The 12,825-nt window shown below is 43.2% G+C and carries 14 protein-coding genes and 1 pseudogene; 2 read left to right on the forward strand and 13 right to left on the reverse strand.

The features are described 5' to 3' along the window. Positions 1 to 100: 100 nt before the first annotated feature. From M1G01_RS08225 to M1G01_RS08270, 10 genes and pseudogenes are all read right to left on the reverse strand, one after another. The gene (locus tag M1G01_RS08225) at positions 101 to 1,042 is read right to left on the reverse strand and encodes a 3'-5' exoribonuclease YhaM family protein (protein ID WP_180833561.1); all 942 of its coding nucleotides are present in this window, start codon (positions 1,040 to 1,042) and stop codon (positions 101 to 103) included. Beyond that, positions 1,032 to 2,288, reverse strand: a complete 1,257-nt coding sequence (locus tag M1G01_RS08230; RefSeq protein ID WP_247931579.1) for a DNA recombination protein RmuC — start codon at positions 2,286 to 2,288, stop codon at positions 1,032 to 1,034. Before M1G01_RS08230 ends, M1G01_RS08225 begins: the two co-directional genes overlap by 11 nt. Position 2,289: 1 nt before the next feature. Further along, positions 2,290 to 2,952 carry a thiamine diphosphokinase gene (locus tag M1G01_RS08235; RefSeq protein ID WP_049479462.1) on the reverse strand — a complete coding sequence of 221 codons (663 nt, stop codon included), beginning with the start codon at positions 2,950 to 2,952 and terminating at the stop codon, positions 2,290 to 2,292. Continuing rightward, positions 2,915 to 3,571 (reverse strand): ribulose-phosphate 3-epimerase, encoded by a 657-nt coding sequence (rpe, locus tag M1G01_RS08240; protein ID WP_247931580.1) that lies wholly within the window; start codon positions 3,569 to 3,571, stop codon positions 2,915 to 2,917. Before rpe ends, M1G01_RS08235 begins: the two co-directional genes overlap by 38 nt. Positions 3,572 to 3,581: 10 nt before the next feature. Continuing rightward, a complete protein-coding gene (rsgA, locus tag M1G01_RS08245) occupies positions 3,582 to 4,460 on the reverse strand; it encodes a ribosome small subunit-dependent GTPase A (protein ID WP_247931581.1) in 879 nt (292 codons plus the stop codon). A gap of 1 nt (position 4,461) precedes the next feature. After that, a complete protein-coding gene (gene rsmA, locus M1G01_RS08250) occupies positions 4,462 to 5,334 on the reverse strand; it encodes a 16S rRNA (adenine(1518)-N(6)/adenine(1519)-N(6))-dimethyltransferase RsmA (protein WP_247931582.1) in 873 nt (290 codons plus the stop codon). Further along, positions 5,331 to 5,633 (reverse strand): hypothetical protein, encoded by a 303-nt coding sequence (locus tag M1G01_RS08255; protein WP_247931583.1) that lies wholly within the window; start codon positions 5,631 to 5,633, stop codon positions 5,331 to 5,333. Before M1G01_RS08255 ends, rsmA begins: the two co-directional genes overlap by 4 nt. A gap of 248 nt (positions 5,634 to 5,881) precedes the next feature. Further along, positions 5,882 to 6,737 (reverse strand): annotated as a pseudogene (locus M1G01_RS08260) (SDR family NAD(P)-dependent oxidoreductase). 11 nt (positions 6,738 to 6,748) lie between these two features. Further along, complete coding sequence (gene rnmV, locus M1G01_RS08265; protein ID WP_247931584.1) at positions 6,749 to 7,312, reverse strand: ribonuclease M5; 564 nt, start codon at positions 7,310 to 7,312, stop codon at positions 6,749 to 6,751. Then, positions 7,312 to 8,085, reverse strand: coding sequence for a TatD family hydrolase (locus M1G01_RS08270; protein ID WP_247931606.1), 774 nt, complete (start codon positions 8,083 to 8,085; stop codon positions 7,312 to 7,314). Before M1G01_RS08270 ends, rnmV begins: the two co-directional genes overlap by 1 nt. A gap of 151 nt (positions 8,086 to 8,236) precedes the next feature. Here M1G01_RS08270 and M1G01_RS08275 point away from each other — a divergent pair, with 151 nt between their 5' ends. Further along, positions 8,237 to 10,081: an APC family permease gene (locus M1G01_RS08275; protein ID WP_247931585.1), complete on the forward strand. Its 1,845-nt coding sequence runs from the start codon at positions 8,237 to 8,239 to the stop codon at positions 10,079 to 10,081. 181 nt (positions 10,082 to 10,262) lie between these two features. Here the strand turns inward: M1G01_RS08275 and rpmH are convergent, their stop codons facing one another. The 3 genes from rpmH to M1G01_RS08290 all read right to left on the reverse strand — a co-directional run bounded on the left by rpmH (position 10,263) and on the right by M1G01_RS08290 (position 12,199). Further along, on the reverse strand, positions 10,263 to 10,397 hold the full coding sequence (rpmH, locus tag M1G01_RS08280; protein ID WP_000831905.1) for a 50S ribosomal protein L34: 135 nt from the start codon (positions 10,395 to 10,397) through the stop codon (positions 10,263 to 10,265). Between the two features lie 143 nt (positions 10,398 to 10,540). Next, positions 10,541 to 11,755, reverse strand: coding sequence for a pyridoxal phosphate-dependent aminotransferase (locus tag M1G01_RS08285; protein ID WP_000666454.1), 1,215 nt, complete (start codon positions 11,753 to 11,755; stop codon positions 10,541 to 10,543). Positions 11,756 to 11,899: 144 nt separating this feature from the next. Next, positions 11,900 to 12,199, reverse strand: a complete 300-nt coding sequence (locus tag M1G01_RS08290) for a hypothetical protein (protein ID WP_247931586.1) — start codon at positions 12,197 to 12,199, stop codon at positions 11,900 to 11,902. A 167-nt stretch (positions 12,200 to 12,366) separates the two neighbouring features. Between M1G01_RS08290 and M1G01_RS08295 the strand changes: the two genes are divergently transcribed. After that, positions 12,367 to 12,819 (forward strand): universal stress protein, encoded by a 453-nt coding sequence (locus M1G01_RS08295; RefSeq protein ID WP_000079162.1) that lies wholly within the window; start codon positions 12,367 to 12,369, stop codon positions 12,817 to 12,819. The last annotated feature ends 6 nt before the right edge of the window (positions 12,820 to 12,825 follow it).

Below are 12,825 nucleotides of genomic sequence, written 5' to 3' on the forward strand. Positions count from 1 at the left end.
ATTTACCATTCCATTTTATTTTGATATTTTATCCATTATACCACATTCACATAAAAAAACGAACATTATTGCGTAAAAAATGCTCGTTTTTCTTAAATCATTAATCTAAATCTGGTTTATAGAAGGAACGATTGTCCATAGCGAAGATTTTGTTGGTCATTTCTCCTTTATCCACCAAAGCTAGAGCTGTTGACATCATCATCATGCTGGCATCTAGATTGTCAATCATATGAATAATCTCTGCCTCCATAATGCGTGGACGGACTGGACTTCCATACTCCAGCAAGCCATGGTGACTGAGGATGACATGGCGCAGTAGCACCACTTCTTCTCTAGTATCATCGATGCCCAGCTCCATGACTGTCTTGGTAATTTCGCTATCGATGAGTGCTATATGGCCGATGAGATTGCCTCGTACTGTATACTCCGTCTGGTCTGGTCCCGTCAACTCAATAACCTTGGCCAAGTCATGCAACATAATCCCAGCATAGAGCAGGCTCTTGTTGAGCTGAGGGTAGATATCGCTAACGGCATCTGCCAAGCGCACCATGGTTGCTGTATGATAGGCTAAACCTGTTTCAAAGGCGTGGTGGTTGGTCTTGGCAGCCGGATAGGAGTAGAATTCCTTATCATACTTGGTGTAGAGACTGCGAACGATACGCTGCCAGACAGGATTTTCAATCTTGAAAATCATTTGCGACATGTAGTCACGGATTTCCTTGACATCAACTGGCGACTTGACCTTGAAATCAGCTGGATCATTGGGTTCCCCAGGCTGAGGCAAGCGGAGAGTAATTTGATTGACTTGAGGAGTGTTGTTATAAACTTCTCTGCGCCCTTTCATGTGGACCACTTTCCCTGCAGTAAAGGCTTCGACGTTATGAGGTTGGGCATCCCAAAGTTTCCCTTCAATCTCGCCACTATCGTCTTGGAAGGTAAAGGCTAGGTAATTCTTCCCAGCACGCGTCTGTCTTAGGTCAGCTGACTTAATCAGGTAAAAACCTTCAAACAGCTCATCTTTTTTCATGTGACTAATCTTCATATTCTTCCTCATCTTCTTGGAAATGGAGTAAATCAAGCGCAGGCTCACCTTCTGATAACTCAATGTGACGGAGCGTCCGCTCAATAGCTGTGGTGCGACGGTTTAATAATTCATCAATATTGCCAGAGGCATGTTGGAGATGCTTTTGTGCTTTGACCAGAATGCCACCAAACTTGCCAAACTCGGTCTTGACGCTGGCAAGAGTCTTGCTGATATGGTCGGCACTCTTTTGGATATTGAGAGTCTTGAAGCCAACTGATAGAGAGTTAAGCAGGGCTGATAGGGTACTTGGACCTGCGACAATAATCTGTTCTTCTCGTCTCAAATCATCAAAGAAGACAGGATTGCGGACGATTTCCGAATAAAGTCCTTCTGTAGGAACAAACAAGACTCCAAAATTGGTCGTCCGAGGTGGCGCTATGTACTTGCTCTTGATATCCTTGGCGAAACGCTTAACGCTTGCCAAGAGCGACTTGCGACAGCGCTCAATCTCGTCCTTGTCACCTGCTTCATAGGCTTCTTCTAGGCGGTAATAATCTGCCAGTGGAAACTTGGAGTCAATCGGTAGATAGACGTATTCCTGGTCACCCTGTCCAGGTAACTTGATGGCATACTCCACTCGCTCGCTAGAGCTCTCAACCGTTGCAAATTCTCGTTCGTACTGGGTAGGCGTCATGATGTCTTCAATGATTTGCCCCAGTTGCAATTCTCCTAGAATCCCTCGCGTCTTGGTCCCAGAGAGAACCTTGTTGAGGGCACCAACGTCGCGGGCAACTGTCTGCATCTCTCCAAGACCACGATTGACAGACTCCAGTTGCTTGGAAACTGTCTCGAAGGAAGCCTGCAAGCGCGTCTGCAAGGTCTTTTCTAGCTTTTCCTCGACCGTCTGGCGCATTTGTTCTAAACGTTGCTCATTTGATTCTTGCAGGGCTTGGAGACGTTGGTCAGTCTTATCTCTAGTTTGCAACAGATTATCTGTCATTTCTTGACGGACTTGCGTCAGGCCTTGGTGCAACTCCATTCGCACTTCTTGCAAACGGTCGCTGACAGCCACTTCCAAGTCTTTTTGATCTAGCTGACTGGCTTGTCTGGCTTGTTCAAAGCGATAATCCAGTTGATCTGAAAGATTGTCTGCCTGATCCTCCAAGTTCTTGGCTAGGTACTTATCTTGCTTATCCTGCCTTTGCCAAATCAGAAAGAGCCCAGCTAGGTTGGCAATTAATAATAGTAGTAATACAGTCTCCATCCTACCTCCTGTCCTTGCTATGTAGCACGACGACATAACCATCTGGGCAAGTTACCGAAACTTCCCTATCTATATATTCGTTAGAAGCGTACACTTTTTTAAAGAAAAAATTCTCCTCTGTCAACTCATACTTGGCACCAAGAATAGTCAGCTGGCTATCCCGAACTGGCATAAAGGCTAGATAATCGTAGTCTGAACGGGGCTCTAGCTGACTGGTCCCTTCTGGACAATAGGCAATCACATTTTGCCCATCCTCAATCGCTATCTGGCGCATATAGGGTGCCAACTTGGGATTGCTAGGCAGAAAGACATTAGCCAGCATATGATCAATACGACCACCCAAAGCCCCAAAAATGGTCACTTGGGCTTGAGGATTTTGCTCAAAGATGGTCAAGAGAGCCAATTCCAGATCCGTATCATCCTTTTCTGGCTGAGCTTGAACAAAATGTTGGGCACGTTTTTGAATCAACTGGCGTTCGTCTGCAGTCACCGAATCAAAATCCCCAACTGCTAGAGTGAGAGGCAGATCTTCTTCCAAGACCCAGAGCGAACCGCGATCCACACCGACAAAGCAATCAAAATCCGTCCGATAATGACCGCGATCCCCGCCGGCAAAAACGGCAACCCTAGTCCAATTGTTTTCTGAGAGTTTGCACTCGTTCATTGACATCTCCCTTAAAGACATAAGACCCTGCTACAAAAACTGTAGCACCAGCTTCTTTGGCCTGAGCAATGGTCTGGTCATCAATACCGCCATCGACTTCAATTTCAAAGTTCAAACCTTTTTCCTCACGAAGGGTAACCAACTCGAGAATCTTATCCATGGTTTCAGGTAGAAAGGCTTGACCACCAAAACCAGGGTTAACCGTCATGACTAGGACTTGGTTAACTAGGTGAAGAACGTGCTTGATTGCCTCCACAGGCGTACCAGGATTGATAACCACAGAAGGTTTGACACCAAGAGAGCGAATCTTTTGAAGTGCTCCATGAATATGAGGTGTTGCTTCCACATGGATGCTGATGATATCTGCTCCTGCACGCGCAAAGTCCTCTAGATGATGCTCCGGATTAGCTACCATCAAGTGGCAGTCAAAGACCATCTTGCTATGGGGGCGAAGAGCTTCAACCACACCTGCACCAAAACTGATTTGTGGTACAAAGTGACCATCCATGATATCGATATGGGCGTATTCTGCCCCAGTTGCTTCTAGGCGTTTGATTTCACGTTCAAAGTTGGCATAATCCGCTGCCAGAATTGACGGAGCAATCTTGTATTGAGACATAGGTTTCTCCTTATTTTGGAATTTTTTTGCTGACTTTTTTATAGGTTTCTCTGCGATTTTCAATCTCACTGAGGAATTGTAGATAGTTGTAGAAACGGAAGTTTGCAATGATGCCCTCTTCTACTGCTGGTTTCACTGCACAAGATGGCTCATGAGTATGCGTACAAGTGCGGAACTTGCAGTCTCGGCTTACAGAGGCAATTTCTGGAAAGGCCTGATTAAGGTCTTCTGCTGTTGATACTTCATAATCCAGAGATGAAAATCCTGGTGTGTCTGCGATTTTCCCGCCATTGAGATTGTAAAAACTAACAGCTCGAGTGGTATGACGACCACGGCCTAGACTATCAGAGATTTCTCCCGTCTCTAGATTAAGGTCAGGTGCGATTTTATTAAGGAGGGTTGACTTTCCAACACCTGTCTGCCCCATGAAGACCGTAACCTTATCTGTCAGCAAGGGTAGGAGCTCCTCTTTACTAGTCACAAAATCGTAACCAATAGCACGATAGGTCTGCTCATAAAAATCCAGTTCTCGTCGATCTGACAAGAGGTCCATTTTAGAAATATAAACGATAGGATGAATGCCCTTATGTTCTAAGAGTACCAAGAAGCGATCCAATAAATTGCTATTAAAGTCAGGTTCTTTAACTGACATAATGACAACAGCTTGGTCAATATTGACAATGGGTGGGCGAACCAAACTATTTTTTCGCTCATAAATTTCCAAAATATAGCCTTCTGAGTTCTCCTCTGCAGAAAAATCTACCCAATCTCCAACATAGGGCGTATGGCCTTTTTTACGAAAATTTCCACGCGCGCGAGTTTGATAAACCTGGTCATCGCTCTCCACATAGTAGAAGCCGGCCAAAGCTTTAATGATCTGTCCCTGCATCTTAGAGTCCTTGTCCTTTAAGCGCATCGGTTAGACTGGCAAATTCTTCCAAGCTTAATGCTTCACCACGTACACTTGGTGACAAGCCTGCTTGGTCCAAAGCCTTAGTCAATTTATCCTTGATTTCTTCTGTCTTTCCAAAGTAACCAGTTAAGTTGTTCCACAAGGTCTTGCGACGATGAGTAAAACTAGCCTTAGAAACTTTAAAGAAGAAGTTCTCATCTTTCACTGCTACAGCTGGCTCTGGACGACGCACCATTTTCAAGATGGCTGAGTCCACGTTTGGGGCTGGCACAAAGACCGTACGAGGCACGATGAAGGCAACCTTGGCTGTCATATAATACTGCACAGCAATCGACAAACTACCATAAGCCTTAGTATTTGGCTGTGCTGAGATGCGATCCGCCACTTCTTTTTGCATCATGACGACAAACTCACTAAAGGGAATGCCACTCTCGATCAAGTGCATGAGAATAGGAGTCGTAATGTAGTAAGGCAAGTTGGCTACTACCTTAATCGGCAATTCTGGATTTTTGAAATTCTGGATATGCTGCGCCAAATCAACTTTGAGAATGTCCTCGTTGACTACGGTCACATTGTCAAAATCACGCAGGGTATCTGCTAAAATCGGCACCAAACGGTGGTCGATCTCAAATGCCATAACTTGAGCCGCACGCTCAGCCAAAAATTCTGTCAAGGCACCAATCCCTGGCCCGATTTCGATAACATTAACCTGATCATCAATTTCAGCTGTATCCACGATTTTTTGAAGGATATTGGTATCCGTCAGGAAATTTTGCCCGAAGGACTTTTTAAAGGTAAAACCGTGACGCTCCAGCACTGCCTTAGTCACGCTATAATCTGCAATTCTCATTTATTCTCTTTTCTATTATAGTAAGCTTCTGGAGTAGAATGATAGAGCAAAACAAATAAGGGTGTTCCATCAAATCCTTCCACCATCTCTTTTAGGAGTGCATCTGGATGAATGATTTCTCGTGTTTTGGTGAAATAAACTCCGTGTTCCCCGTTTCTATTACGAAGTTCCCAGGCAACATTATTCCCTTGAACAGACGGCAAATAACGTTCCTTTTCTAGAAAGTCAAAAAATTCTTTCACCGTCATATCTTCAGGAATCTCAAATTCTGTCTCATGAGGCAATACATCGTCCCCCATACATACAGAATCTCTATCAACTCGAATTTTCATTTCGCACTGTCCGTATAAGTTTCTATTTTAACGCTATCAAAATAAATCTAAGTACCTCTATTGTAACACATTCTCCATGCATTTTGAGGTCTGCTCAACTATTATCATAAGATTTCATAATCTCTTCACTTCTGCCAAGATCACTCCAAACAGATTTCGATATCTAAATTTCTTTCCACTATTGAAGTAAGCATAAAATTTATTTTTCTAATTCTTTATAGATTGTCTCTTGAAAATGTCAGTTGTTCAAGTAAGGAATAGAGTTTTGCTTGCTCCTCTTCTTCGTAAGCAGCTCTATTTGCTTTTACTTCCCTGCATTTCTCGTCATACAGAAAACTATCATGGCCATCTTCTGTAGATAAAGCTGTATAGACTTTGGCCATTTCTTCAGGACTAATCGAAAATCTCGACTTAATTTTATACAGATTTTTCATAAAAGCGCTGAGGTGATCATAGCGGCGCATATCAACTTTGACATTGGTTACACGGATTGCCTGAATTTTGATGCCTTTCCAATGTTTCCGCATATAAAGCGATAGCATCAACAAGGCCAGTTTATTCTGATAATAGGTCTTAGCAGGACTGTAATGTTTTTGTCCAGATAAATTTTCAAAATCAAGCTTCATGAAAGGATAAAGCACTAGCCCTTGGGAAGAAATATTAACAATCCGACCACTTTCTGACTTTTCCAACAAGCCCTTCAACAAGGCAGAAAGTAAAAAGGGAGCAACCACGTTGGTCGCAAATTGTTTTTCCAATCCGTCTTTGGTAAGAATTAGCTTTTTGATTGATAAGTCAAAATCAGCCGCATTGTTAATTAAAACATCTAAAGTCTCTTCTTTTTGGATATACTGTTCCACTGCTTTCCTGACGCTCTTCATCTCAGATAAATCAACCAAGATATAATCTACATGCGGATTTCCTGTTTGTTGACGGATTTTCTCACAGGCTTGCTCAGCTGCTTCTTTTCGCCGGCAAAATAGGGGTCACTGACCATCCCTTTTCAGCCAACTGTTTAGCAGACTGGTAGCCAATACCACTATTGCCACCCGTAATAATCACTTTTTTCATTTCTGACTCCGTTAGACTGAATACTTAGCCATCACTTCTTCTACCTCTGCCAAGGTTACTCCAAACAACTCCAACCGCTTGAGTAGCTGTTTTCCATTAGAATAGCCGATGCGGAGCTGTTCGCCTAGATACTCTCTGCGCCTACGACTGTCTGCTCCTGCTAAAAAACCTAGGCGAATCAAGTCACCACGACTGATGTCAAACTCGTTCTCGTTTTCAAATTGCTCTGTCACCTGAGCCAGCGCTGTTTTCAGGTCTTCATAGCTGGCGTGTTCGATTCCCAGAGAACGTCCCTTGGACTTAGATTTGGGCACTGCTTCATCTCGCTTGAGAAAGGCATGCTGGACTGTTGGAATGGCCGTCATAATCATGCGACGAATGCGCTCCCCATTAAAATCTGGATCTGTAAAGACAATGACTCCATGCAATTCATGCAGACGCTGAATGCGTTCTATATCCTGGTCATTTATTGCGGAACCTCGTGTTTCATAGGTCTCTACATCAAAGTAACGTTTGAGATTGGCCGTATCATCGCGACCTTCAACCACGATGACTTGGGAAATTTTTTCTTTCATCACTTGCTGTCCAATCCAAAAATACGCTCTGCATTTGCAGTCGTTGCTACCGCCAGCTCTTCTGTCGTCATCCCACGCAAGTCGGCGATAAAGTCCACCACGTATCGTGTGTAGGCTGTTTTGTTTTCACGGCCACGTTTAGGAACAGGAGCCAGGTAGGGCGCATCTGTTTCTACCAAAATCTTGTCTAACGGAAGTTCCCTAGCAGCCTCTTGAATATCCGTCGCTTTCTTAAAGGTCACCACACCTGAGAAAGAAATGGTCATACCAAGCTCGACAAACTTCTCAGCCCACTCCAAAGAACCTGAGAATGAGTGCATAATCCCACCACGAGGACCAACGCCCTCACTCTTGATAATCTCATAAGTGTCTTCTAGCGCATCACGGGTATGGACCACAAAAGGCAAGTTCAAATCCTTAGACAGCTGAATCTGACGACGAAAAACCTGCTCCTGCACTTCCTTAGGTGCTGTCATCCAATGGTAGTCCAAGCCAATCTCACCCAAGGCAACAATCTTAGGATGTTTTAGTTTTTCAAGCAAGTAAGCTTCGACCTCGTCTGTGTAAATCCCTGCTTCCGTCGGATGCCAGCCAATAGTTGCATAGAGTTGCTCATACTCATCTGCCAACTCTAGGGCACGTTCAATGGTCGGCTTGTCAAAACCAACAATGTTCATCCGAGTCACGCCCATCTCAGCAGCTAGGGCTAATTCTTCATCTTCCCTTCCTGCAAAATCATCTATATTTAAATGTGTATGTGTATCAAAAATCATCTCTTCTAACCTCATTTTCTTCCATCTATTATACCAAAAATAGCATTCCTCGGCTTGTAAAAATATTCTAATACCAATCATTCTCCCTTGACTGCCCTTTTTCAAAGCAGTATAATAACACTTATTGAAATTTTCATCAAAGGAAAAGAAAATGTTTAGAAAATTAAAATATACCTTTATCGGTCGACCACTCAAGTCTCTCACAGATGGTGAAGGGGGATTGTTAGGGAAAATGCAGGCACTTGCAATGTTATCCAGTGATGCCCTGTCTTCTATTGCCTATGGACCCGAACAAGTCATTCTCGTATTAGTCAGTCTCTCTCCTCTCGCTATTTGGTGGAGCCTCCCTATCGGTATTTTTGTCCTCTTACTGCTCGCTAGCTTGACCATTTCCTATCGTCAAATTATTCACGCCTATCCTCAAGGTGGAGGAGCTTATATGGTTACTCGGGAAAATCTCTCCCCTGAACTAGGCTTGATTGCAGGGGGCAGCCTCCTTGTTGACTATATGCTGACAGTAGCCGTATCCGTTGCGTCTGGAGCTGATGCTATTACAGCAGCCATCCCTGCCCTCCATCCCTACAATCTTCATATCTCTATTTTCCTAGTCTGCCTGCTCATGCTCTTGAATTTAAGAGGATTGAAAGAATCTGCCAGCTCTCTGATGATTCCTGTCTACCTCTTTATCTTCAGTACCGTCTTTCTCTTGCTTTATGGGTTCTTTCAACTATTCACAGGTTCCCTAAACTACCAGGCAACTTCAACCATTGGACAAACTGTTCCGAGCATTTCCATCGTTCTCCTATTGAGAGCCTTTACCAGTGGCTCTGCCTCTCTGACAGGGGTTGAGGCTATTTCAAATGCGGTACCATTTTTCAAAACTCCGAAAGAAAAGAATGCTGCTCAGACCTTGACCATCATGTCCCTCATTTTAGGTTTTCTTTTTGCAGGCATCACCTTCCTAAACTACTGGATGGGCATCACACCTCAAAATGGAGAAACCATCCTCTCGCAAATGGCCAAGGGCATTCTTGGTGATTCATTCTTTGGTCATGCTAGCTACTATCTCTTCCAGTTCTCGACAGCCTTAATTCTAGCTGTAGCTGCAAATACTGGCTTTTCAGCCTTCCCTATGCTGGCCTACAATATGGCTAAAAACAAGTACATGCCCCATCTCTTTATGGAAAAGGGGGATCGTCTTGGCTACTCCAACGGTATCTTAACTCTGGCTTTTGGAGCTATGATCCTTCTTCTCATTTTTAACGGGAATACTGAACGCTTGATTCCTCTTTATACTATCGGGGTCTTCGTTCCCTTTGCCCTTTCTCAGACTGGGATGATTCGTCATTGGAAAAAGGAAAAAGGAGCAAACTTCTTAAAACCTGCCTTTGCTAATATCCTTGGGGCCATCATTTGTTATGCTATTGTCCTCATTTTACTCTTCTTCAGACTGGGTGATATCTGGCCATTCTTCCCAATTATCCTAGTTTTAACCTTCCTCTTTTTGTCCATTCACAGCCATTACCAAAAAGTGGCAAAACAACTACGACTCTACGAAGGAATTGAAAAGCGCACTTACGACGGCAATCTGGTTCTCGTCCTCGTAGGAAATGTTACTCGAGTAAGTGTCGGAGCCATTAACTACGCTCAAAGTATCGGTGATGAAGTGTTGGCCATGCACATTTCTACTAAAGAAACGGCCGAAAAAGACCAAGAAATTCTTCAGGAATTTGCCGATTACTTCCCAAATATCACTCTAAAGAATATCAATACCAGCTACCGCGACATCATCACCCCTAGCGTTAAATATGTCAAACGAATCGCCCAAGAAGCTAAGCAAAAAAACTACACCGTTACAGTTCTTGTACCACAATTTATTCCTAACAAGCCTTGGCAAAATATCCTGCACAATCAAATGAGCCTTAAACTAAAATACGCTCTCAGATGGCACGAAGACGTCGTTGTCGCTAGCTACTCTTATCACTTAAAAGAATAAACAAAAACTCAAAATCAGTAACTTCTATCTGGTTTTGAGTTTTTTGTATGTGACCTTTTAAATGAGCCCTCCATGAGTTTCATCTAAAATGACCGATTTCGTAGACAGTTCACTCTTTAAGATAAAAAGAAAAGTCAGTAGACTCGAGTTCCTACTGACTTCTTTGTTGAATTCGTTTGGATTATGCAGCCAAAACTTTGCGTCCTTTACGACGACGAGCTGCCAATACGCGACGACCGTTTTTAGTTGACATACGGTTACGGAATCCGTGTTTGCGCGCACGACGAAGTTTACTTGGTTGATAAGTACGTTTCACGATGAATACCTCCTCATAGATTTTGTATTCGTTTAGCCGGCTATAAAGTGATCAGTTACTAAACATACTTTACTATTCTATCTGATTCTTACCTATTTGTCAATAGCTCTAAGGAAATGTTTCCTGCTTTTCCAATGAAAGCCTTATCTACGATACTGGCTCAAGAAACGTGTCATCTTTTCTTGGATTTGCGCTAATTCGTCCACACGAGGAAGGTAAACGATACGGAAATGGTCTGGTTCCTTCCAGTTAAAACCACGACCATGAACCAAGAGAACCTTTTCCTGCTTCAAGAAATCAAGAACGAACTGTTCATCATCATCGATGCGGTACATATTGCGGTCAATTTTAGGGAAGATATAAAGACCCGCCTTCGGCTTAACCGCAGACAAACCTGGGATATCTTGGATAGCATTGTAAATGAAGTTTCTTTGCTCGTAAATCCGTCCACCAGGAAGGAGCAATTCATCCACTGACTGGTGCCCACCTAGTGAAGTTTGTACGACTTGCTGGGCCAAAACGTTAGAGCAAAGACGCATATTGGATAGCATATTGAGCCCTTCGATATAGCCCTTGACATGGTGCTTAGGACCAGACAAGACCATCCATCCTACACGGAAACCAGCGATACGGTGAGATTTTGACAAACCATTCATACTGACACAGAAAACATCAGGTGCCAAGCTCGCCACAGGCGTATGCACATGCCCATCCATCACCATGCGATCATAAATCTCATCTGCAAAGATGATCAAATCGTTCTGACGAGCAATCTCAATAATCTCCAACAAGAGTTCCTTAGGATAAAGGGCTCCAGTTGGGTTATTTGGATTGATAAGGACGATTGCCTTGGTATTGGAAGTAATTTTTGACTTAATATCGTCAATATCTGGGTACCATTCTGCAGCTTCATCACAGATATAGTGAACGGCATTTCCCCCAGCTAGGCTGACCGCGGCTGTCCAGAGAGGATAGTCTGGCATAGGCACCAAGACCTCATCGCCATTATCCAAAAGCCCTTGCATGGACATAACAATCAGCTCACTGACACCATTTCCGAGGTAGATATCATCAATGTCCACATTGGGAAATTTCTTCAGTTGGCAATACTGCATGATGGCCTTGCGGGCTGAGAAAATCCCTTTGGAGTCAGAATATCCCTCACTATCACGCGCATTCATAATCAAGTCATGAATGACCTCGTCTGGCGCTGTAAAGCCAAATTCTGCTGGATTCCCTGTATTCAGACGTAAAATCTTTTCTCCGTTTGCTCGCATCCGCATAGCTTCTTCCAAAACAGGGCCACGGATATCATAGGCAACGTGCTCTAACTTACTAGACTTGTTATATTCTTTCATCTTGTTTCCTCAATTCATCGAGATAGTAACATTATACCACTAGAAAGGGATTGCGACAAGTTTCCTGAAATGAGCAAGCAAAGAAAAAAACTCACAACGACTAGGTTCTCACTATCTAAACAACTAGAGCACAGAAGCATTTTCTCACATACCAAAAGACAAACCTAGAAAGATCAGCGCTAAAAAGGAATCATACAAAAGATTAAACATGAGAAAGAGCCCCCACGTGACCAAATAGTCCAAGCGACCACTTCTCTTTGCAATCACAAATAAAATGATGTGGTAGACTAGGTGAAAGAGAAGAAATCCAATAAAACCTGGATAGAGAATGGACACGACTCTTTCCAGTTGCCAAAGCATCACTACTTCACCTACAAGTGAGGCAAGGATAATTCCATGATAAAGAAAACTTATTTTTTTAGAAGCTTGAACAAAATCTTTCATACTTTCTCATCCCCTTTACTGTGTTTCCTACTAGCTCGTTTTCTTTTATTTTAACATATTTCCACCAAATCGAATCTCCAATAATATTTATTGAAATATGATTTTTACTTTACTTCTTTAGTGAAAAGGGTTACAATAACAGTAAGAAAATTTCAGGAGGTTTCATTATGGCACAACGTTACCAAAATGTTATGGTCGCAATTGATGGTTCAAAAGAAGCGGACTTGGCTTTCGTCAAAGGTGTTTACACTGCTCTACGCAACGAATCGAAGCTCACCATTGCCCATGTTATCGACACACGCGCTCTTCAAAGCGTGTCTACCTTTGATGCTGAAGTTTACGAAGAACTCCAAGTCGATGCTGAAAGTCTGATGAAGGAGTACGAAAAGCGCGCAAGAGATGCTGGTGTGACCGATATTCACATCGTCATCGAAATGGGAAATCCAAAAACCCTCCTTGCCCGTACTATTCCAGACGCAGAAAATGTCGACCTGATTCTCGTTGGTGCAACAGGGCTCAATGCCTTTGAACGCCTCTTGGTTGGCTCTTCATCTGAGTACATTCTCCGCCATGCAAAAGTCGATTTGCTGGTCGTGAGAGAAAGTGAAAAAACATTGTAATCATTA

The organism is Streptococcus oralis (assembly GCF_023110055.1).
In the GTDB taxonomy this organism is placed as follows: Bacteria; Bacillota; Bacilli; order Lactobacillales; family Streptococcaceae; genus Streptococcus; species Streptococcus oralis_BY.

Bases quoted from the DNA above. Each gene is read 5' to 3' on its own strand.
- M1G01_RS08225 (WP_180833561.1), bottom strand. From the start codon at position 1,042: ATGAAGATTAGTCACATGAAAAAAGATGAGCTGTTTGAAGGTTTTTAC.
- M1G01_RS08230 (WP_247931579.1), bottom strand. From the start codon at position 2,288: ATGGAGACTGTATTACTACTATTATTAATTGCCAACCTAGCTGGGCTC.
- M1G01_RS08235 (WP_049479462.1), bottom strand. From the start codon at position 2,952: ATGAACGAGTGCAAACTCTCAGAAAACAATTGGACTAGGGTTGCCGTT.
- rpe (WP_247931580.1), bottom strand. From the start codon at position 3,571: ATGTCTCAATACAAGATTGCTCCGTCAATTCTGGCAGCGGATTATGCC.
- rsgA (WP_247931581.1), bottom strand. From the start codon at position 4,460: ATGCAGGGACAGATCATTAAAGCTTTGGCCGGCTTCTACTATGTGGAG.
- rsmA (WP_247931582.1), bottom strand. From the start codon at position 5,334: ATGAGAATTGCAGATTATAGCGTGACTAAGGCAGTGCTGGAGCGTCAC.
- M1G01_RS08255 (WP_247931583.1), bottom strand. From the start codon at position 5,633: ATGGGGGACGATGTATTGCCTCATGAGACAGAATTTGAGATTCCTGAA.
- rnmV (WP_247931584.1), bottom strand. From the start codon at position 7,312: ATGAAAGAAAAAATTTCCCAAGTCATCGTGGTTGAAGGTCGCGATGAT.
- M1G01_RS08270 (WP_247931606.1), bottom strand. From the start codon at position 8,085: ATGATTTTTGATACACATACACATTTAAATATAGATGATTTTGCAGGA.
- M1G01_RS08275 (WP_247931585.1), top strand. From the start codon at position 8,237: ATGTTTAGAAAATTAAAATATACCTTTATCGGTCGACCACTCAAGTCT.
- M1G01_RS08285 (WP_000666454.1), bottom strand. From the start codon at position 11,755: ATGAAAGAATATAACAAGTCTAGTAAGTTAGAGCACGTTGCCTATGAT.
- M1G01_RS08290 (WP_247931586.1), bottom strand. From the start codon at position 12,199: ATGAAAGATTTTGTTCAAGCTTCTAAAAAAATAAGTTTTCTTTATCAT.
- M1G01_RS08295 (WP_000079162.1), top strand. From the start codon at position 12,367: ATGGCACAACGTTACCAAAATGTTATGGTCGCAATTGATGGTTCAAAA.